13 protein-coding genes and 1 pseudogene are annotated in these 23,041 nt (G+C 36.9%); 9 read left to right on the top strand and 5 right to left on the bottom strand.

Going from position 1 to position 23,041, the window contains the following annotated elements; genetic code table 11:
* From LACPOB_RS13025 to LACPOB_RS11795, 5 genes are all read left to right on the top strand, one after another.
* The coding region (locus LACPOB_RS13025) for an MFS transporter (protein ID WP_040532805.1) at positions 1–994 on the top strand (994 nt) is incomplete at its 5' end.
* Positions 995–1,504, top strand: a complete 510-nt coding sequence (locus tag LACPOB_RS0105405) for a DUF4811 domain-containing protein (RefSeq protein WP_017867815.1) — start codon at positions 995–997, stop codon at positions 1,502–1,504.
* Positions 1,505–1,956: 452 nt separating this feature from the next.
* The gene (locus tag LACPOB_RS0105410) at positions 1,957–5,703 is read left to right on the top strand and encodes a PHP domain-containing protein (RefSeq protein ID WP_017867816.1); all 3,747 of its coding nucleotides are present in this window, start codon (positions 1,957–1,959) and stop codon (positions 5,701–5,703) included.
* A 198-nt stretch (positions 5,704–5,901) separates the two neighbouring features.
* Complete coding sequence (locus LACPOB_RS0105415) at positions 5,902–6,873, top strand: S66 family peptidase (RefSeq protein WP_017867817.1); 972 nt, start codon at positions 5,902–5,904, stop codon at positions 6,871–6,873.
* Positions 6,874–7,374: 501 nt separating this feature from the next.
* Positions 7,375–10,218, top strand: a complete 2,844-nt coding sequence (locus tag LACPOB_RS11795; RefSeq protein WP_017867818.1) for a hydrophobe/amphiphile efflux-3 (HAE3) family transporter — start codon at positions 7,375–7,377, stop codon at positions 10,216–10,218.
* 249 nt (positions 10,219–10,467) lie between these two features.
* Here LACPOB_RS11795 and LACPOB_RS12275 read toward each other — a convergent pair whose 3' ends face one another.
* From LACPOB_RS12275 to LACPOB_RS0105440, 3 genes are all read right to left on the bottom strand, one after another.
* The gene (locus LACPOB_RS12275) at positions 10,468–11,013 is read right to left on the bottom strand and encodes a TetR/AcrR family transcriptional regulator (RefSeq protein ID WP_017867819.1); all 546 of its coding nucleotides are present in this window, start codon (positions 11,011–11,013) and stop codon (positions 10,468–10,470) included.
* A gap of 113 nt (positions 11,014–11,126) precedes the next feature.
* Complete coding sequence (locus tag LACPOB_RS0105430) at positions 11,127–11,771, bottom strand: TetR/AcrR family transcriptional regulator (protein WP_017867820.1); 645 nt, start codon at positions 11,769–11,771, stop codon at positions 11,127–11,129.
* A 467-nt stretch (positions 11,772–12,238) separates the two neighbouring features.
* Entirely contained in the window at positions 12,239–12,517 is a 279-nt protein-coding gene (locus LACPOB_RS0105440; RefSeq protein ID WP_017867822.1) for a hypothetical protein, read from the bottom strand.
* 458 nt (positions 12,518–12,975) lie between these two features.
* Between LACPOB_RS0105440 and LACPOB_RS11805 the strand changes: the two are divergent.
* A pseudogene (locus tag LACPOB_RS11805) lies at positions 12,976–14,069 on the top strand (DmpA family aminopeptidase).
* Between the two features lie 124 nt (positions 14,070–14,193).
* On the opposite strand, the gene LACPOB_RS0105450 reads toward LACPOB_RS11805, so the two are convergent.
* A complete protein-coding gene (locus tag LACPOB_RS0105450) occupies positions 14,194–14,904 on the bottom strand; it encodes a glycerophosphodiester phosphodiesterase family protein (RefSeq protein ID WP_017867823.1) in 711 nt (236 codons plus the stop codon).
* Between the two features lie 931 nt (positions 14,905–15,835).
* On the opposite strand from LACPOB_RS0105450, the gene LACPOB_RS0105455 reads away from it, so the two are divergent.
* The gene (locus tag LACPOB_RS0105455; RefSeq protein ID WP_017867824.1) at positions 15,836–18,175 is read left to right on the top strand and encodes an ABC transporter ATP-binding protein/permease; all 2,340 of its coding nucleotides are present in this window, start codon (positions 15,836–15,838) and stop codon (positions 18,173–18,175) included.
* Between the two features lie 111 nt (positions 18,176–18,286).
* Positions 18,287–19,645, top strand: a complete 1,359-nt coding sequence (locus LACPOB_RS0105460) for an APC family permease (protein WP_017867825.1) — start codon at positions 18,287–18,289, stop codon at positions 19,643–19,645.
* Positions 19,646–20,421: 776 nt separating this feature from the next.
* Here LACPOB_RS0105460 and lctO read toward each other — a convergent pair.
* On the bottom strand, positions 20,422–21,555 hold the full coding sequence (gene lctO / locus LACPOB_RS0105465) for an L-lactate oxidase (protein ID WP_017867826.1): 1,134 nt from the start codon (positions 21,553–21,555) through the stop codon (positions 20,422–20,424).
* Positions 21,556–22,227: 672 nt separating this feature from the next.
* Between lctO and LACPOB_RS0105470 the strand changes: the two genes are divergently transcribed.
* The gene (locus LACPOB_RS0105470; RefSeq protein WP_026142767.1) at positions 22,228–23,004 is read left to right on the top strand and encodes a formate/nitrite transporter family protein; all 777 of its coding nucleotides are present in this window, start codon (positions 22,228–22,230) and stop codon (positions 23,002–23,004) included.
* Positions 23,005–23,041: the final 37 nt, after the last annotated feature.

A 23,041-nucleotide genomic window follows, 5' to 3' on the forward strand; every position in this document is an offset into this window, starting at 1 on the left:
GGCGCCAGCGATCGGACCTACATTTTCAGGTTGGTTATTACAAAACTATTCTTGGAGAATGCTATTTTTGTCGATCATGCCAATTTCAGTTTTGGTTTTGATCTTGGGCTATTTTACTCTAAGAAAGGTTTTACCAACAGAAAAAGCACCAATCGATTGGTCGTCGGTTTTGATGTCGATCATTGGTTTTGGTTCTATGTTATTTGGTTTCTCATCCGTTGGTAATTATAGTTGGACAGATCCGATCGTGTATGTAACTTTGATCATTGGTGTAATTTTCGTGGCTTTCTTTGTTTGGCGTTCACTTAAGATCAATAATCCATTATTGGAGTTTAAAGTTTTTAAGCACTCAGACTACACGTTGTCTGTTATTTTGGTAGCTGTAGCTTTCATGTCGATGAATGGTTTTACTTTGATTTTGCCACTGTATTTACAGACCATTAGGGGAGAATCTCCGTTAGTTTCAGGATTAACTTTGTTACCTGGTGCGATCGTGATCGGGTTAATGAACCCTGTAACTGGGCGGATCTTTGACCGAATGGGGGGTCGTAATATGGCGATCACAGGAATGTTTTTATTGACCGCGACGACAGCGACATTTATTCCGGTGACTGATGAAACGCCAATTTCTTATTTAGTAGTATTCTATATGGTCCGAATGTTTGGGATATCTATGGTCACCATGCCGACAACAACGACGGGTATCAATGCCTTGCCCCTTAATTTGATCGGTTCTGGTACGGTCGTTAATAATACGATCCGTCAAGTTTTTGCTTCAATGGGAACGGCGATCTTAGTTTCAGTGATGTCTAATATTACATTAAACAATTCTCCTGCACAGACTGTTATGTCACAAACTCCGGTCTTATTTAAAAAATTGTCATTACAAGCTAATATCGTTGGTTTTAGGTATGCTTTTGTGATTTCTACTAGTTTTGCCTTAGTTGGTTTTATCTTGTCGTTCTTCTTGAAGTCTGATAAGGAGGCGCTATAAATGGGGATTGCATTACTTTTTATCAGTGTTTTGCTATTTGCATATTGCATGATTTTTATTGAGAGTGGTCCAGCTAAATATATATGGGTCACAGGTAGCGTGCTCTTATTAGCGGTTGTTTCAGTTACCTTGATTTTGAATGATACTAATCATTTTGGAATGAAGCAGATCTCAAAAACACAGGAACAAAAATTAACGTCGAGTGTAAAAAGCGATGGGCCTGAAAAGTTACTTTATAAAAAATTGGGTAATGGTCAAGAAAAAATTTATTATTATCGTACTAAAAATGATAATTCCAGAAAACTGAAGAAAACTGACCCGATGACAACTAAAGTCAGAGTTAAGCGTTCTTCAGCTAACAAACTTAAAGTTGTCAAAAACTATTGGGTTTATAAAAATAGTTGGACTAAAGTCTTTTTTGCTGGAGGTCAACCTAATCACCAATTTATTGATCAGCACGATACTTTTTTGGTAGATAGTAGTTGGCAACTTGTGGAGACAAAAAGATAAGAACAAGAGTTTTTAAAATAAAAAAAGAGGAGACGTTAGATCTGACGTCTCTTTTTTTGTGCTTGAAAAATAAAAATGAGAGACTAGATCAATGGGAGTAAGTAGGACAAATGTAAATGTGTAGCAAAGTTGGTTCAAGTAAGTGTTACAAACGAGAATGTGCTTCAAAGTTAGAGAATGTAAGCAACACAAACAGAAATGTGATACTAAGTGGACTATAGTAAGTATTATAAAAGTGAATGTGACACGGAGTCGACATTAGTAAGTATCATAACTAGAAATGTAACATCAAGTTAATGAAACTTTGCAGTACAAATGGAAATGCAAGACAGAATCAGAGAAAGTAAGTGTCACAAATGGAATGTTTTTGGCAGGTATCTAAAGTCGCATAAGTTTAGCTATAAAGTGTACAATATTAGTAGTAACAACAGTGCTGAAGGGAGCAAGATACGATGACGGGGACTTATTTCGGGATTCATAATCATACAGCGATGGGATCCAATAATCGCTTTTTAGATTCGATCAATGAAGTCGATGAAATTATTGAAGCAGCCTATTCTAAAGGTTTGGCTGGGATCTCTTTAAGTGATCATCAGACACTGAGTAGCCATGTTCAAGCAGAAAAGTTCTTAAATACACACCAGGAAAAACTGGGGGATTTTAAGGTTGCTTATGGTGACGAAATTTATTTAGTCGAACGACAAGCAGTAGAACAAGCGCGTGAAAATAAAGAAACATTACCATTTTATCATTTTGTACTAACGGCCAAAAATGAACACGGTTACCACTTTTTAAGACAACTTACGACGCAAGCATGGATGGATAGTTTCTTTATGCGCGGTATGCGTCGTTTACCCACATATTGGGATTGGTTAGAGGCAAATTTACCTGCTTACCGAGGGGATATTATTGCTTCAACGGCCTGTTTAGGCTCACAACTATCACAAATTATTTTAAATAGTTCTAAACAACAAGCACGGCAATTAGTTGATCGGTTAAGCCAATTATTTGGGTTAGAAAATCTATACTTTGAGATTATGCCAGCAGATACACCGGATCAAGTAACAGTTAACAAGGCTTTGATAGAACTTTCTCAAGAAACCGGTATCAAATACTTGATTTCAACTGATGCCCACTATGTAGATCTGCGTGACCAACAAAGCCATGAAACTTTTTTGAAATCAGAAAATCAAGCACGCGATGTTAAAGGATTCTACTCATATGCCTACTTATTTTCTAAAGAAGAATTAAACGATTATCTGCCCGAAGATGTGATCGAAATAGGGACAAAAAATTCGTTAGAGTTATTAGAGCAAATCGAAACTTATAGTTTGAAACATATACAAGAAATTCCGGCCACACGCCTGCCGCATTTCAGACAAGTTGACAAAAATAAGTTAGATATTAAATTGGCTGACTATCCGGCTATCAGCTATTTTTTTGAATCTAACGAAATAGCTGATCAATACTTTTTACGGTTGTTGATCGATGCAATGAAAGAAAAACAGCAGTCATTTGACCAGAAACATTTACAAAGGATCGATGCCGAGTTAAACGCAATCAAGGTAGTCAGTGAGTATCTGGGTGCGCCACTGTCACAATACTTTTTGACGATGCGTAAGTTGTTGCAGATCGTCTGGGATACGGGTTCTTTAGTAGGTCCTGGTCGTGGGTCAGTCGGTTGTTTTTATACGGCCTATCTTTTGGATATTACACAAATCGATCCAATCAAATATGAATTACCATATTGGCGTTTTTTGTCTGCAGAAAGAGCGGATGATCTGCCAGATGTTGATACGGATACTGAAGGTGCCAAACGTGGTGACATCATCGAAGCCTTTAAAAATTATTTTGGTAATGATCATGTGTTAAATTTCTGTACCTTTAATACTCAGGCATCGGCTTCAACGGTTTTGACAGCTTGTCGCGGCTTGGAAGTTGATTTACGAGAATCACGAAATCTGATTAATTTGTTACCCAAAGAAAGAATGGTCGCATGGCCGATCAAAGATTCTTTGTATGGTAACAAAGACAAAGGTCGGCGTCCTGCCCAAGATTTTATTGCGGCAGTAGAAAAAGTTCCACATTTGAAAGAAACAATGTTACAAATTGAAGGATCAGTACGTGGGATCTCGCAACATGCTTCAGGAGTATTGATCACTAATGAACCATATACAGAACATAATGCGATGATGAAGACACAGTCTGGATTAGAAGTTACGCAATATGATGCGGATGATAGTGCTTATCAGGGTGGTTTAAAGTACGATATTTTAACTTTAAATGCTTTGGATCGTATTCATGAAGCAATGCGTTTATTGTTACGTGATCAAAAAATCGAGTGGCAAGGAGATCTGAAGTCGACATATGATAAATATTTCGCAGTGGATCGTTTAGAAATGGATGTACCTGAGATGTTTGATATGCTATTCGATGGTGAAATTATCAATGCCTTTGAGTTTAGTAGTATGACGGGACGACGAACGCTGCTTAAGATGAACGCGCGGACTTTTGATCAACTGGTGGCTGCTAATGCGTTAATGCGTCTGACGGTGGCAGAAGGCGAACAGCCGATCGATCGTTACTTGCGTTATCGTGATGATTTGTCCGAGTGGGACACTGACATGGAAAAATATGGTTTAAATACGGATGAGATCACTTTAATGAAACAACATCTACAGAAATTTTATGGTGTTTGTTACTCGCAAGAAACGTTAATGGCCTTGACGATGGACCCACAAATTACTGGTTTTACTTTAGTGGAAGCTAATCGATTACGGAAATCGATTGCTAAAAAAAATCAAGAATTATATGAGCAAGAAAAAAAACATTTCTATGAAAAAGGTCAAAACTTAGGGACATCCGAGGCTTTATTGAACTATGTCTGGGATAGCTGTGCTGAACCAGCTAAATATTATAGTTTCAACTTAGCCCATGGAACAACCTATACTTTGGTTTTGATGGTTGAAATGAACATCGCTTACCGCTTTGGAGCAGTTTATTGGAAAACTGCTTGTTTGTCAGTTAATAGTGGTATTTATGGCGATGTCTTTACTGGTGCCGACTATGCTAAAGTCAGTCGTGCGATCGGGCAAATGCCAGGAGTTGTAGTTAATCCTGATATAAATCGCTCTGATTATGGATTTTTACCCGATAGTGAAAGAGGACGGATCTTATTTGGCTTATATCCGATCGTGGGTATCGGTAAGGATGATGCACAAAATATTATTGATAACCGGCCATACGATTCAGTGGAAGATTTCTTGACTAAAACTGAGATGACTCCTAAAAAAACGGTGACCTTGGTTAAGGCAGGTTGTTTTGATAGTTTGAATGAAAATCGGCGTAAGGTAATGGAAGATCTAGTGCGTGCAGTTACACCGCAAAAGAAAAAGTTAACGACCGTACAAGTTCCAAAAATTGCTGCTGATATACCTGCGAAATACCAAGGCCAAGTTGAATTAGTTTTATTTCGAAATAAAATTACCGGACGAAATAAAGTTCCGATGAATGAACAGATAAAGCAGCAGTTTTTCGACAGATACGAGCAGGCTTATTCAGCTGAGGCGCCCGATGGTTGGACAGCCAATGATGGAAAATTATCGATCGATGTTAAACAGTTTGATAAATGGTATAACAAACAGATCAAAGGTCTGAAGGCTTGGTTGAAAACTGAAGAGGCAGTTAGCATCGAAGCACGCCAAAATATGCGTGAGTTTTGGAAAGAAAATTGTGTGGGCAATGAGGCTTCCTGGGAAATGGAGGCTCTCTCGTTTTATGTTAAAAAACATGAGTTGGAATATACAACGATTCCAGAATTATATCATGCAGTTGATTTCAATTCATTAGGCGATGAACCAACAGCGATCGGTTGGACTAGTGGTAAGGGCCAGGCTCGTCCACAATATCAACGAAATGTAATTGCAGGAACGGTGATCGATAAAGACCCGCGTAAGAATATCATTTTTTTATTAACAAAAACGGGGATCGTTAATGTTAGGGTTGGTAAATATAACTACCGTAAATATGACAAACGAACCAAAGAAAGTCAGTCGTGGTTTGAAAGAGGAACTAAATTATTGGTAGTAGGGTACCGCAGAAATGGTGATTACTATGCAAGTGCAACTAAGAGCAAATATAAAGCGCCGTTAATGAAAATTAAAGGTTACGGACAAAAGGCCTGGGTCAAAGAAAAATGAATGGAACAAAACAATGTGTTTAAAAGGCGAGTACTAGTAGATTTTAACTTTAAGCCGTGTTTTTTGCGATTTGAGGTTAAAGGTAGCTAGACGTAAGCTTTTGTGTGGAAAAATTATCCTGAAAATTAACACACCTTGTTAAAAAATAAAGTACATTACGATGAAAATTATCTGTCATGTAAAGAGGATGGTATAAAGATGGATATTATTAAACCAGCTAGACTAAAACCTGGCGATGAAATTAGGGTAGTGGCACCGAGTGATTCCTTACAAAGAGTCGGTGGAATGCAGGCTAATTTAGGCGCGAAAAAAAAGTTAGAAGAATGGGGCTATCACGTAACTTTTGGTGACAACGTTAATGAAATGGATATGCAAGGATCATCGAGCATTACTTCACGAGTTAGTGATCTACACCAAGCGTTTGCCGATAAAAATGTTAAGGCAGTATTGTCAGTGATTGGTGGCGAAACTTCAAATGAATTGCTGCCTTACCTTGATTATGAGCTGATTGATAAAAATCCCAAGATCATGTGTGGTTTTTCTGATTTTACCGCTTTGTGTAATGCTATTACTGCTCAAACAGGGCTTGTGACGTACTACGGTCCAGCTTATGCAACCTTGAAAATGACAGGAAAACAAGGCGACTACCAAGATCGATATTGGCATCAAGTCCTGAGTCATAGCGGACAAATAAAGCTACAAGCATCTAAAACTTGGACTAGCGATGCTTGGTTTGATGATTCTATTAAACACCATTATCGAACAAATGACTGGAAAGTCTATAACTCGGGTATCGCTGAAGGGATCACAGTCGGTGGTAATTTAAATACATTATATTTATTACAAGGGACACCTTACCAGCCAATACTTGATGACCGAATAATTTTGGGTGAATTTTCAGAAGCAGGGAACTGGAAGGAACTCTCGCGTCTTTTAGCCTCACTATTACAGGTTGCGCCACACCTCAAAGCTTTAGTTTTGGGACGTTTTCCTAAAGAAACGGAAATGACTAAGGAGAGACTTTTCTATATTTTGGATAAATTTCCACAATTTAAAAAAATCCCAGTTCTTTATAACGTTAATATTGGTCATACCCAGCCGATTATGACTATCCCGCTTGGTGCAGAAGTTGAGGTAGATACTAGAAAAAAAGAGATCACAATTATTTAAGTCCTATTTTAAATGAGACATGTATTAAAAATAAGAGAGTAAAACAAAAGATGTTTTGAAGCTAGTTTGTAACGATGATTGTGTTATTTTGGGTCGTAGCAAAGAAACAGGATCATTGTTACAGTAAGTATTCAGTCTTTTAAAACATGTTTAAGGGCCTTTGATCTACCTCTATTTTATGGGGTAGATTAAAGGCCCTTTTAGAATTGCACAACTAATTATGGCACAAGCCCCGTATTTTTTAGTCACCATCTCAAGTTAAAAACTGAGCAAAACGTTGATTAACGCTTTTTTATGATGATAGCGTTCCCTAAATGAGACAGTTTTTATATCTGTCGCATTTTGATACAAATAAATAAAATTAACTCTATATTCTTTTTTCAAGCTAACTATAATAAAAAGCATTGCTTCAATTATCGGGAACTTCCAGAGTCTTAAATTTATTTTATGAATGTTAATATCTGGACGTTCACAAATGTAGAGTGGAGGTAAAGAGAGGTTATGTCTAAAATATTTGGAAAATTAAGTGCCAATATTCATCAACATGCTAAGTGGTGGATCGGAATAATTTTAGCAATAACTATCGGTTTGGCATTTGGATTACCCAACCTTGAAATCAAGATGGGTAATGATGTCTTCGTTAGTAATAATTCTGCAATTAGTAAAGATTCTAATAAATACATGCACCATTTTGGCGGTGACTCATATTATATTATGCAGTCTGGAAAACAGTCTGATATTTTATCGCATGATAATATGCAGGAATTATCCAAGTTTGATAGAAAAATCAGAGATGTTGATAATGTCCGTGGAACAACGGATTTAGTAACTGTAATGAACCAAGAATTGGCAAATGCAGGTAAAGGGAAGTCTGACAGCCTATCTGGCCAATTTGATATGAATAATTCAAAACTACAAAAAGATTTGATGAATTCACTGTCAGATAAACAAAAAAATAAGCTTCAAAATCAGATTCAAGCTAGTTTAACGGATCAACAAGAGCAACAAGTACAAAAGTATGTGGCTGGTCAGTTAAGTGACCAACAGCAACAAAAATTACAAAATGAGATCCAAGCTAGTTTATCAAATCAACAAAAGCAACAAGTACAAAGCTATGTTGTTCAAAATGTCTTAAATGATCAACAAAAACAGCAGATGGCACAAGCACAACAGTCTGGTAGTGCTGATCCTGCTCAAATGCAACAGATGATGCAAAAGGCGTTGAACCAACAACAACAAGTACAAGTACAAAAATATACACAGTCGATCCTGACATCGAAACAACAGGCTATGATGCAAAGTGCACTGAATGACCAACAGCAAGATAGCCTGCAAAAATACACTATGAGCATTTTAAATGGACAACAAAAAAATTCGATGGTTAAAACTGTTGTGCCAATGTTGCCTAAGGTTCAAAATATGTCGACAGCACTTTTACGCGATATTTTCTTAAGTGATAATGGCAAAGTTCCAAGTGAAATGGAGCAAATGTTACCTAAGAACGGTAAAATGAACTTGGTTTTGATCAATACTAGTGAAAAAGCTTCTAGCATGGATACTGACGTTCAGTTAAACCATGACATTAACAAAGTTATCAAAAATGCGAACTTTAGCGATGGCATTAAAGTTAAATTAGCTGGACAGCCAGGGATCTTAGGTCAGATCCGGACAGAAGTTTTGAGTAGTATGATCACGATGTTTGCCATTGCCATTGTGATTATGATCATTGTTTTGGCTTTGATCTTCCCTGTTCGTCGCCGTTTGTTGGCATTGTTATTCGTGGTGCCAAGTTTAATTTGGACATTTGGTCTGATGGGTTGGTTTGATTTACCAATTACTTTAGCCACGATGGCTACACTCCCGATCATTATTGGCTTAGGGACAGATTTCGGTGTTCAGTTTCATAATCGTTATGAAGAAGAATTTCGAAAACGTAAGGATGCTAAAAAAGCCGCTAAGGAATCTATCCACAAGATGGGTCCAGCAGTTGGAGTTGCTTTAATAGTCATGACTTTCAGCTTTTTGACCCTTTTCTTGTCTAGAGCCCCACTAATGCAACAATTTGGGCTGACGCTTGCAATTGGTGTGATCAGTAGTTACATTGTTGAATTTAGTTTAATGTTTGGTAGTTTAAGTCTGTTGGATTCTGACAAACGTAAGAAAAATAAAAACAAAAAAAATAAACAAACTAAAATTAAACAGCCAAGTATTTTATCTAAAGTCTTGGCTAGATACGCTAACTTTGTTACTCATCATGCGGGTATCGTAATGTTGATCGGCGTGGTCTTAGGTGTTTTTGGCTTCTCAGTTGAAAAAAATATCGATGTTGAAACAGATATTACTAAATTTATCCCACAAAACATGACAGCTTTGAAAAATACTAAGGCCTTGCAAAATAATATTGGTTCAACGACTTATATTACTTATCTTGTTGATGCAGGTGATTTGGATGTTCGTTCACAGGACAATATTCAAACTATCGATAAACTAGGTAAAAAAGTTGATAATAAGTATTCTGGTGTTACTGATGTTCAAAGTATTTCTAGTCAGTATAAATCCGCTGGTGGCAAACTTAATGCTAGCCAATCCGATATTGATCAGCAGATCAAATTATTGCCAAAAGCTTTGACAAGTACAATGATCAGTGATGATCATCATTATGCTACAATGCAATTCAAGGTCAAAGAAGACCTTTCTTCAGCTGATCAATTAATATTGATGAACAAGATAACTAAGACACTTAAGCATGGCAATGGAGATTTGAAGATTTCACCAGCTGGTGCTCAATCAATGATGCTAGTTGCGATCGATAATATTTCAGCTAACCATACATTGATCGAACTTGTAGGTTTAGCTGTTATCTTCGTGATTTTATTCTTGATTTATAAAAATTGGCGGGTAGCCTTGTATCCAGTAGTTCCGATCTTGATCGTCCTTGGTTTATCGCCATTGACCTTATGGTTGATCGGAACACCGTATAATCCATTAACTATTACACTTAGTGCTTTAGTTCTCGGGATCGGTACAGAGTTTACGATTTTGATTTTGGAAAGATACCGAGAAGAATATTCTAAGAGTCATGATACTAGGAAGTCGATCGTTCAATCTGTTTCTTCTGTTGGTTCTGCGATCACTGTTTCTGGTTTAACAGTTGTGGGTGGATTTACAGCTATCATGTTCTCTAACTTCCCTATTTTGCGTCAATTCGGGTTGATCACCGTACTTGATACAGCCTATGCCTTGATCAGTGCGTTAACGATCTTGCCAGCATTTATTTACTTGCTGCGTGATCGTAAAGAAGAAAAGAAGAATCAGCGAAATGAAGATACTGATAAAATTGAGTAGATAAGAACGTTAGACAAAAAAATAGAGCGGGACAAAAGTCGTTTTGAAGCAAGTGTGTAACGTCGTTTACGCCATTTTTGGCCGTAGCAAAGCGCAGGACAGGAATGGCGTAAATGGCAGTATATTGAGGATTCAGACTTTTGAAACGCGTTTATGCTATAAAAATTACAAGCGATAATTTGATTATTTTTAGCAAAAGAAGAGACTGGAACATTGTTTTGTCCCAGCCTCTTTTTTGTTTGAAAACAATTATATTAGTTTTTGAAATGCTTCAAATAAGAAATTTTTGACTTGTTGCATATTTTCTTTGGAAGGATTTTCAAATAGTTTAGTTAAAACTCCCATGACTGAATTAGTGATAAAAGAAACCATTAGCTCAGGATAAGCAGACTCATTTACGATTTTAACGATCATATCATTTTGCAAGTCTTTTTCTTTCAAACGAGAAGTGATGAGATCTTCAAGTATTCTAGAAAATTCGGGAAAAAATTTGCTATATTGATCAGGGAGCAGATTTTGGATCAAGTGTAAGTTTTGTACGAGGAAACGATCGATCTCAGCTAAAGTATCTCGTTGGTTTTTGTTAGCTTCTCGACTTAAACGATCGGCTAATTCTTCCAGCAAATTTTCAGCTAGATCAAACTTATCGTTAAAATAACGGTAAAATGTGCTGCGATGTATCATTGCTGCCTCACAGATCTGATTAACTGTGATGTTGGCGAAACTGTTAGTTTCTAGCAAGTCAAAAAGTGAAAGAATTATTTCTTTTTTAGTTCGTTTTTGGGTTTGTGACAATATGAGAAGCTCCTTAGTTAAAAGATGATCTATCAGTGAGCATAAGCAATAATTTAGTAAACATTTATTCTAAACATTTGCGTATGAGAAAAACGTCAATGTATTTTGACTTTTTAGGGAGTTAATCCTTTGACTAAAAAGTCGATTAAATTTTGCCGTGCTTGTTCAGTATCTTCCCAATTCTGATGAAAAATTACAAAATAATTTAGAATAAAGCCAGTAATATTTGTTGCAATATAGCCCATGATCTCAGCGTTAGTCCAATTGACCATACGCTTATTTTTTTTGAGATTATCTATGACTTTAAAGAATTCATTTAAATCTTCTTGCGAGATCGCTTGAAATATTTTTTCGCGTACCACTGGCGTATATAAAGCTTCGCTAATAAAAATCTTAAATACATCTAAGTTAAGGTTGATGAATTTAGAACGATCCTCGATCAACATGGTAATGAAGTCAAGTAATTCTAATTTTTCTGAATGGAACATTTTATTAGTTATAGCGTTCAATTCTGATGGTAAGATCTTACTCGTTAATGGATCTAAGATCGCTAGTAACAGGTGTTCTTTATCGTGAAAATGACGAAAAATACTGCCCTCTGATACGCTAGCTTTCCGGGCAATTTCGCCAGTGCTTGTATTGGAGAAGCCTTTCTGTGAAAATAGTGAGATCGCTGCGTCGATTACGGCAGATTGTTTAGTGGTCAGCTCTTTTTTGACATCTTCTTTTACATTAATAATATTTTGGTTCGTCATCATTTTATACACCTCCTATTTTTGATATGTTATATATTTATTGTGCAAAATGAATTTAAAATGGTCAAATTATTTTGACTAATTGAACTGGCGATCAGCTTCTTTTAAAAATAAGTTGATTAAGTTTAAACAAAGCTCGCGCCCCGCAGACATCGTATTTTCGACCCATTCGTCAAAGAAACTTTCTTGATAAAGGACTTTCTCGCCATTTTTATTAAAATCACTCCACAATTGTGCCACCATTGTTGTAAAATATTCATTAAAAAATAACTTTCTCTTTCATTGTTTTGTCGTAATTACAATTGTAACAGAGAGTTATTTCTCTTTTTTATCTTTTTACAATCTCACCCATAAACACTTTACGCTAACTGACCATTTTTAATTTTACCGTTAAAAAAATCTACCGTGGCGGACACTGGTAGATCTTTTTGGTAAATAATTATCTTTCAAATAAATCTTAGTAAGTTTGATCAAGCAGTTTGATTATGACTTGCATTGTTTGTGTTATAACCATAATAGAATTGAAGAATTGCTACTACGATGTTTGCAATGTTAACTGCCATCAACCAGCCAGTTAATGCTGCGACAGGTGCGGCACCGAAGTATACCCACCAACCCCAGATCAAAGCAACTACGTTGATCCATGCGAATGTCTTTTGATAGTTTTCCTGATCACGAACAAACCACATCCAAATTACGTTTACTACGAACCAAACAGCTAAAATCCAAAATGTCCAAGTATATAACATAATTCTTTCCTCCTTTGGTTGTCGTCTTGCACTCACTAAATAGTGAGTACTTACTATCTATCTACACTTTAAGTATAACGTATTTAGCTGTGTTGTCAAATTGTGGTCAACTTATTCACATAATTTGTTAAAATATAATTTTAATAGAAACCGCTTAAAGTTCTGGTATAAAGTGTTTTTTACTAAATGCAAAGAATTCATTAAGAAGGGCAAGAAAAGAAACAATAAGAACTGAGCTGGTCGATGAAGTTAGCCCAAAATAAAGTGTTCGGTTTAGTAGTATGTTTTGGCTTTTTAAATTGGTATCAAAAATGCAGTTGAGTTCTCAAACGATAAAAAACACCTCCATCTTTTAAAAAATAAAAGCTGGAGGTACATGGATATCAGTCAGGGTAAAGATTTGAGTATGCTCATGTTAAGATGGCTTTATCTAAAATTGGAATAGTGGGGGGATTTTAATGGGATTAAATAAACCATTTCTGGACCAGATCAGCCAAACAAAACCAGGAAAAAATAATTTGATCACGGATGTTCCTGGAGTAACAGTCGGGCACCAAACGCTTGTGACCGACCGTTTAAAAACGGGTGTGACAGCGATCATTCCGACTAAAAATAATGTTTTTGAACACAAACTAGCGGCCGCTGGTTATGTGATCAATGGTTTTGGTAAAAGTACGGGTTTAGTCCAGGTCGACGAATTGGGGACGTTAGAAACCCCGATAGTTTTAACTAACACTTTGTCGGTCGGTGTTGCGTATAATTATTTAGTCAAAAAAGCACTTGCTGAAAATTCAGAGATCGGATTAGCAACGGGAACGGTCAATTCAATGGTTATGGAATGTAATGATGGTGCAGTTAATAATATCCGAAATCTAGGGGTCACTGAAGATGATGTGGCACAAGCATTTTCTAGTGCTGGTAAAATATTTGCTGAAGGCTGCGTTGGTGGTGGGACTGGTATGTGCTGTTATGACCTTAAAGGCGGTATTGGTTCTGCTTCACGGCAAATTGAAATTGATGGGCAGACTTTTACTTTAGGTGCGTTAGTTATGTCAAACTACGGTTATGTTTCAGATCTTGATATCTACGACCATCAACTAGGCAACAAAATCAGTCAGCTGTCTGAATATAATAAACGAGATGAAGATGGCAGTATCATTACCGTCATTGCAACAGATATTCCATTTGATACGCGGCAATTAAAAAGGATCGCTAAACGTTCAAGTGTAGGTATACTGGTTCTTTTATTGGTAATGATTCTGGGGAGATAACGTTGGCGTTTTCGACAGCTAACCAGATCGAACATTTCCCTAAACAGCAATTAATGACTCGCCAAGCTATTTCTGATGACCAAATGGACCGTTACTTTAGGATGACAGTTTCGGCGGTAGAAGAAGCTATTTTAAGCTCACTTGTTCATGCTAAAACAACGATCGACCGTAAAGGACAGGAACGCTTAAGTTTGACAGATGCGTTGGCTAAAGTTCAACAACAAGCTAGTGGTATGGATGAGGATGTTGCTAATCTACAAGAAAAATTAGGCTTATTATAAAAAAAGTGGCTCAAACAATAAAAAGATTGCGACACAATGGACTTTTGCATCTGACATTATGTCGCGATCTTTACTTGTAGAGCTAGTTTTTTATCTTTTTTCAACCGCCAAGTCTGATGGTGGCTTAAAGCAACGTTAATTTTATTTGTGCTTCGTATTGGTCACGAAGTTTCGTAATTGTTTCAAAATCATCAGTAATGATGCCAGTTATACCATGCTTCAATAACAAGGTAGCTTTGCGCTTATCGTTAACAGTCCACACACGCTGTAAAATACCAGCTGACTGGTAATGTTTGAGGTGTAATCCGCTGAGGCCTTCTTTTTTAATTGTTTTTTCCGGGTGAAAAATTCTGTGCGATGACAGGAAATTATAGTTTTGATCTGGATCGATACTGCGACAATTTCTTAAAGTTTGAAGATCAAATGAAGAGTAGATCATTGGATGAACTAAGTTAGTTTGAGCTACCATTTGCAAAACTATTTTTTCGATTCCGGGATAATGGATCTTGTTGGTCTTAAGTTCTAAATTAGCTTGAACATCTTGGCCAGCTAATAGGTCTAAAACTTCAGCAAGCGTTGGAATCGGTCGACCATTAGCTAATTTAAAATTACGCAATTGTGCTAATGTATAGTCATGAATACGTCCACTGCCATTGGTGGTTCGGTCTAGGGTCTCATCATGGATCACTACAGGTATCTGATCTTTGGATAAATGAACATCAAATTCAATTCCATCGATCCCTTGAGCTAGTGCGTATTTGAAACCGGCTAAAGAATTTTCAGGAAATTTGACGGGGGCACCACGGTGGCCAAAAATCAGGGTATGATCAGTCATTTTTGTTCTCCTTTTTAAGATTCATATTGTTGAATAACTTGTATGAAAGGTACACAAAAAATCGGCTAATGACTTTGAAAAACGCCCATATTTTTGCGCCCTTTCTCTCCAAGTATGGGCATTCTAGCACAGCCTAGTGTAGAATTAAACTAATTAGTATGAGCAACATTAATTTAATAGGTTCTATAATATTTACTGCTTTAAGAGGAATATTAGATGCAAAAGAACGGTTATTGATCAAAAATTACTTTGTTTAGTTTATTAACGATTTTATGCACTGTTACTAGGCTGGTTTCTTTATCATTACCCAATGTTTTGCCTGTACAGCTGTGATAATGGTAGTAGCTTTACTATTAAGTATTGGCGACGCAATGATTTTGGCAGTACTAACGATGATTGTTTCAAACATTTTTTAGGATTTGGCATTTGGACACTACCGAGACTGGGACAAAACAATATTCCAGTCTCTTCTTTTGCTAAAAAATAATCAAATTATCGCTTCTAATTTTTACAGCATAAACGCGTTTCAAAAGTACGAATCCTCAATGTAATACCGACTTCAAAACGACTTTTGTCCTGCTCTCGTTTTAATTATTGGAACATTGAAAAAATGGACTTAACTTGTTATATCATTTAAATATCAAATATTAGTTTGTGGCGGCTTAGGTTTTGAATACGTTTTTTTTGTGAGTTTAGTTCTGGCTATTTTGGGGTTCAGCGCCTTATTTATCATTCGATTGGAAAGTTAGTATTTTATTCGCTATTGTATTGATTGTTGCCGTGGCTGTTAGCTAAGTGTTTTAAAAAGCAATAAATGATCGCTTTAGCTCTTCTTAGCTGATTTTTTTATTTAAGAATGGTAAATTTATATTATGCAATTTTTAAATGTTGTCTTTGTGAAATATTTGAAAGACATAGAGAGGAGCTTATGATGTTAGACCTCAAACACATCAAGAAGTATTACACAGTTGGTGATACAACAACTAAGGCATTAGATGATGTCTCACTTTCTTTTCGTGAAAAAGAATTCGTTTCGATTTTAGGTGCCAGTGGTTCTGGAAAAACAACAATGTTAAATGTGATCGGTGGACTGGACCATTATGATTCTGGTGATCTGTTGATCAATGGACAATCAACGAAAACCTTTAAGGAAAGTGATTGGGACGCATATCGGAATAACTCGATCGGTTTTATTTTTCAAGATTATAATATTATCACTCATTTAAGTATCATGGATAATGTCACGATGGGAATGACATTGAGTGGTGTCTCTAATGAAGAAAAAGAGCGGAAAGCAACAGAAGCGTTAGAACGTGTTGGGCTGAAAAAACATATGAATAAAAAACCAGCTCAGCTGTCAGGTGGTCAATTACAGCGAGTAGCGATCGCACGTGCTTTGGCTAATGACCCTGAGATCTTGTTAGCAGATGAACCGACTGGGGCTTTAGATACACAGACTAGTCATGAGATCATGGATCTGATCAAGGAGCTTGCTCAAGATCGTTTAGTGATCATGGTGACACATAATCCAGATATCGCTGAAGAATACTCTGACCGGATCATCAAGTTTAACGATGGAAAAGTTTTAGATGATTCTGAACCATATCAAAGCGGAGAGGTCAACAGCGACTTTCAACTTAATCGGACCAAGATGAGTTTTTGGACGGCCTTGAAGTTATCCTTTACCAATATCAAGACCAAAAAGGGACGGACATTTTTAACGATGTTTGCTTCAAGTATTGGAATCATTGGAATTGGGATCGTGTTGGCTTTATCTAACGGTTTTCAAAAACAGATCGATAATACACAGGCAGAAACTTTATCACAGTTTCCAATCACTATTTCACGAGTCGGTTTAGATTCACAAGCAGCAGCACAAAATTCTCAGTCTAATGGGAAAAATAATTTCGCTAAAGGCCAAACGATCAGGGCTAAAAGAAGTACAGCGGAGTCGGCGCAACATATAAACAAAATCGATGATGATTATGTTGACTATGTTAAAGATATTAAAAAATCGGCAGCTAAAGATATCGCTTATATTTATACGACGGGATTTAACTTAGTTCGTCAAGTTGATGGCAAATATAAACCAGTTACTTTTTCGAATTTAGATGAATCACAAGCACAAGATCAATCGAGTAGTGACCCAAGTTCTTCAGTTGGTGTGGGTGGGGCCGTTTATCCAACTGACCGTAACGGAAAAATGAGTTTTTTAAAGCAAAATTATAAAACACTTGCTGGTGATTATCCATCTAAGAAAACGGATATTGTTTTGATTGCTGATCAGCATAATAACGTTAATATCAATGCATTAAAGAACTTGGGCTTTGATGTTAAAAATAATCAGGATCTAAAAGCTTCTGATTTGATCGGTACTAAAGTTAAATTAATAGCAAATGATGATTTTTATCGAAAGCTACCAACTGGGACTTTTGTTCCGGACAAAAACTACCAGCAAATGGCTTCTTCAGATCAGACTAAGACATTAAAGATCACAGGTATTTTACGGACCAAGTCTAAAAATTCTGATGGATTATTGGCTAATGGGGTCGCTTATAACGATCGACTAACTAAAGAGGTCGTCGACCAAAATAAGGACTCAGCTATCGCTAATGCACAGCGTTCTAGCGAACAAAACGTTTTGACTGGTCAATCGATCAAGTCAGCTAGTCGCCCAGACTTGATGACTTATTTGGGAGCTGCAAGTGTTCCTAGTACGATACAGATCTACCCAAATAGCTTCGATCAAAAAGACCGGGTCACTAATTACCTGGATAAATACAATAAGGATAAAGCAAGTAAAGATAAGGTCGTTTATAACGATTTAGCAGGTAGTATCAGTTCACTGACTGGTGGTTTGATGGACGCGATCACGTTCGTTTTGATCGGATTTGCGGGCATCTCATTGGTCACCTCGATGATCATGATCGCAATTATTACTTATACGTCTGTTTTGGAACGGACCAAAGAAATTGGGGTCTTGAAAGCGTTGGGTGCACGTAAGAAGGATATTACGCGTGTGTTTGACGCAGAAACTACGATCTTAGGGGTTGGTTCAGGTGTCTTGGGTGTCATCGTTGCTTGGTTACTGACCTTTCCAGCCAATATTTTGTTGGAAAAAGTCACTGATTTGAGTAATGTGGCTCAGCTAAACCCATGGCATGCTATCTTATTGGTGATCATCAGTACGATTTTGACTGTTTTAGGTGGTCATATTCCGGCTCGAATGGGATCCAAGAAAGATGCTGCAATTGCATTAAGATCAGAGTAAGTTATTAAAAAATAAAAAGACAGGGAAAGTTCTAACCTTAAAGAAAAGCCAGCTCATGTAAGATAGGCTTTTCTGATACATATGCGTTAGGCGGAAATTTAAGGTGATAAAATGGCAGATAATAAGTTAAAACATAGTATTAGTACAACGGGTTTAATTGCATTAGGCTCAGGTGGTGTGATCGGGAGTAGTTGGATCTACACCAATAGTGAATTTTTTGGACAATATGGTGCAGGAGGCGAGATTTTTGGTTTATTAGCGGCTTCGCTGTTAGCCATCATGGTTTCCTTGTCTTTTGCTGAATTGTCGACTATCTACCCTAAAGCGGGTGGAGAAGTTGTTTATGGTTATGAGGCATTTGGTAAAAAAGGTGGTCTATTTGCTGGATGGGCCTTACTAGGTTCTTATCTTAGTGCGTTGGCCTTTTATGTGACTGCATCTAGTTATTTACTTTCGGAGATCTTTCCACAAATTGCGTCTGGTCCTTCTTATACCTTTGCGGGCGCTAAAGTTCATTATAGTGAGCTGATCTTGGGAGTTTTAATAACATTGTTTATTTTTGGTATCAATTATTTAGGAGCACAGTTAACTAGCAACGTCCAGATCGTATTGTTTGCTTTACTGATCATTTTGGGTTCAACTTTGGCGATCGTTGGTTTTAGTCATGGTAGCCTAAGCAATTTTTCACCTTCTTTTTACGATGGACAGGCTAAAACACCAGCGATCTTTCGCTTTATTTTACCAGCAATGACCTTTCTAACTGGCTGGGAATCGATTGGGGCCATGGCCGAAGAAGTTAAAACGCCCGCACACAAAATTGGTAAGATCGTCATCCTTTCGATCGTGTTCGCAGCTAGTTATTATATTTTAGTGCTTCTTTCTTCTGCCTGGGTCTTTCCTTGGAAAGAAACTGCACAAATGAACATGGGCTCGATCGATGCATTTAAAGCTGCTGGTTTTCCCAAATTAGGGACAGCAGCGTTCGTGATTGCTTTTTTAGGACTTGGAACTAGTTTCTTGGCACTTTTTTCTGCAGCACCACGGTTGATTTATTCGTTGGCTGAAAAGGAGATCTTACCTAAGTACTTTGCTAAGGTTCATCCTAAATATGGAACTCCTTCGCGTGCAGTTACTTTGACTTTAGTTTTAGTTCTTGGTTTAGGCTGGATGGGTAAAGGTGCTTTAACTTACTTCTTGGATATTGGCGGTTTTTTGACAGCTTTAGCTTGGGGGATCAATGCCTTTAACTTAGCTGCGATCCGTAAGAAACATCCTGAATTAAAGGGTGGCTTTCGTAATAAGCATCTAACATTACCAATTATTGGTGGGGTGATCGCAATTGTGATCGCACTAGCCACAGTTATTCCAGGTACTTCAGTTTCTTTGGTTTGGCCTTATGAATATGTTGTTCTGGGAATTTGGATCGTGATCGGTCTGGTTAGTTATTTTACAAGTAAAAAAGAAGGATAATATTATTTTGTATAAAGAAGCTTTGTTGACGCCCGATATTTGGTCGTCAGCAAGGCTTTTTAGTTTGTAGAAATAAAATTTTTACTTTTAATATTAGGAAATCAGTCGATCCTACTGCTTTATAATAAGATCTCACAAAATAAAAAAGAGATGGATCAAGGTAAATGATGCTTTGGGGAGAAAAAAGGAGGTTAAAAATACAAAATTGTGGTTATTAGGTGCCATGCTAGATATTTAATAATAAGTAACGAGCTATCAAAAGCTGGCCGATAGGCATCATTACAACAAAACGATCAACTTGCCACTGTTATTACCAAATTTTAAAGTAAGACTAGTCCGAACATAAGATAGCAAAAGGAGCGTTTAGTTGTAGTTGATTTATATCAGAGTTCATCTATTTAACATACAGCTTAGTATGATTCACGTACAAATCTGACAGTTGACGGTCTGGTTTTCAAATATTAACTAACATCCGCGCTTCACTTGTTAAATTCGAGATAAAAAATAAGGGGCTGGGACAAAACTAGCTGTGCGGTTATAAAAAGGCCATCGATCTATCCCATTAAATGAGTTAAATCGATGGCTCTTAAACGTGTTCCAAAAGATTGAAGCCTTACTGTAACAATGATTGCGTTATCCTGGTCCTTCGCTTCGCTACGACCCAAAATAACGCAATCATCGTTACAAATCGGCTTCAAAGCATCTTTTGTCTCACTCTCTAGTTTTTTATACTTAATTGGGAAAAGTGTGTTAAAAGTCTCTCTTAGGTTGCTAGATTAGAACAATTTCAAATCATTTGATGTGTCAAATGATGGGTCATATGGATTATCACGCAATTCGAAGTGCTTGATGTCTTCGATAGTTTGTGTACCAGCTAATTGCATAACTAATTTTAATTCAGATTCCATTTTTTCAAATACTTGTTTAACACCAGCGCTACCACCTGTTGCCAAACCATAAATTGCTGGACGGCCTAAAGCAACAAGGTCAGCACCAGAAGCAATAGCCTTGAAAATGTGTTGACCACGACGGATACCAGAGTCAAAGATAACAGGAACACGTTTATCAACAGCTTTAGCAACTTCTTGTAATGAGTCAAATGCGGCTGGGCCACCATCTAATTGGCGACCACCATGGTTTGTTACCCAGATACCAGAAGCACCAGCTGATAATGCACGGTCAACGTCTTCTTTACTTTGTGGACCTTTAACGTAAACAGGTAAGCCAGAGTATTCTGCGATAAATTCAACGTCTTTTGGAGAAAGTTTTTGTTTAGCTGACTTGTAAACATAGTCCATTGATTTACCAACACTGTCTGGTAAGTATTCAGCGACGATCGGTAATTTAACTGGGAAAGTGAAGCCGTTACGGGCATCAGTTTCACGGTTACCACCAACCATTGCATCAGCAGTTAAAACAATGGCTTTCATACCTTGTTCCTTAACTCTGTCTATGATGTGACGGTTAATGCCATTATCTTTACTGAAGTAGAATTGGAACCATTCTGGAGCACCATGCAAAGCATCAGTCACTTTGGGCAAGTCAACTGAAGAGTATGAACTAACTGTGTAGATAGAACCATAGTCAGCAACACCTTTAGCACTGGCAGCTTCACCTTTTTCGTTAGCTAATCTATGTGCGGCAACTGGTGCCATAATGATTGGAGCAGGAAGTTTTTCACCAGCAAATGTAGTTTTTGTTTCTGGTTCTTCCACGTCCATTAATGTATGCGGAATGATCAATTTGTGGTTGAATGAGCGACGGTTTTCGTGAAGTGTGAATGTGTCACCAGCACCACTTGCAATATAACCAAAAGCACCTTTTGGAACAACTTTTTGTGCCATTTTTTCTAAATCGTCTAGATTGATAAAATCTACAGGACCTTCTGCATTACTTGTCTTGAAATCCATAATATATAATCCCCCTTGAAATTTTCTGTTGCTTCATAAAACTTTGTAAATATAACCCCTAGCCTTAAAGAAATGCTCCATCGTAACTAAGATGACTGAAATATTTTTTGTTATGGAAATATTACTTATTAGTTACTAAGCAAAAAGTAAAGTGGAATCAAATAAATCGAAATTGTTAATTTTCACAACAACAATTAACATTATAAGCACGATAGAAATCGTTTTCAAGTGTTTTAGTGAAATTAATTGTGCAAAATATATATTTCTTTAAAAAGCTAAAAAAGCTTTGACATAAAGATATTTTTATAATATTATTACTTCATCGGTTGAAATGATAACGGTTGCATGAAAGTATTTTAACCCATTTTCACAAACTTAGCTAAAATCTAGGAGTTTTAGTAGACTTTGTGAAAAAAGCATTGATCAATGCTAAGTACTAACAATGACGATCGTATTTTCAAAAATAAAATAAATATAAGTTGAATACTCAAAAAATCATTTGAGAGATCAATGATCACTAGGCCAATCGCCTAGTAATATACATAGGGGGAAATTATAATGGAACTAGAATCACAAACAAATACTGGCATGCAGGACTTGGAAGAAGAAAGTGGCGGGATAGTTGAAGAAAAACCTGTAGCTAAAGAAGAAACAAAAGAAAAATCAGCTTTAATGCGTCAAGTTGATGCTGGAATAAAAAAGAAGGTCGAGTTGATCGATTCTAGTTTTTGGCGTTATGCTGCTCGCTCAATGCTGGCTACTCTGTTTCTAACATTAGGGACTGCAATTGCCTTCGGGACAGCGCTTGAAGCTGAAAAAATTATGCCAGGTTCGGGTAAATTTACATTTGCATTTATGTTTAGTTGGTCTTTGGTTATGATCATTTTTATGAATGCTGAACTCGGAACATCCAATATGCTATTTATGACAGTTGGTGTTTATCGTAAAAAATTATCACCTGGTAAAGCAACGAAGATCTTATTTACCTGTGTATTGTTTAACCTGATCGGTGGTATTGTTTTCGGATATTTGGTTTCATTAACAGGTGCTTTCCAAAACTTGCCGGCAGATAATTATATGTTCGCTGGTGTTGCTGGTAAATTAAGCAAGTCAACACTCCAGATCATTGTAGAAGGTATTTTTGCTAACATCGTTGTTAATACAGCGTTCGTCATCAATTTACGTATGAAAGATGATGCAGGTAAAGTTATGGCTATTATTTTCGTGATCTTCATTTTTGCTTTCCTTGGTTACGAACACGTTATTGCTAACTTCCCAGCTTTCTCATTAGCATTCTTTGCTTCTAACGGGACAATTGCTGGTATGACTGTTGGTAGTGTGATACACAATCTGATTTTTGCTTTTATTGGTAATTATATTGGTGGGGCCCTTATCATCGGTATGACCTATGCTTGGATGAATAAAACAGATACAAGTTTCATTGATTAAGAATTTAAATTTTAAGCCAAACTGTGGTAAAAAAGCC

The sequence above is a fragment of the Ligilactobacillus pobuzihii E100301 = KCTC 13174 genome, from assembly GCF_000349725.1.
GTDB classification, from domain to species: Bacteria; Bacillota; Bacilli; order Lactobacillales; family Lactobacillaceae; genus Ligilactobacillus; species Ligilactobacillus pobuzihii.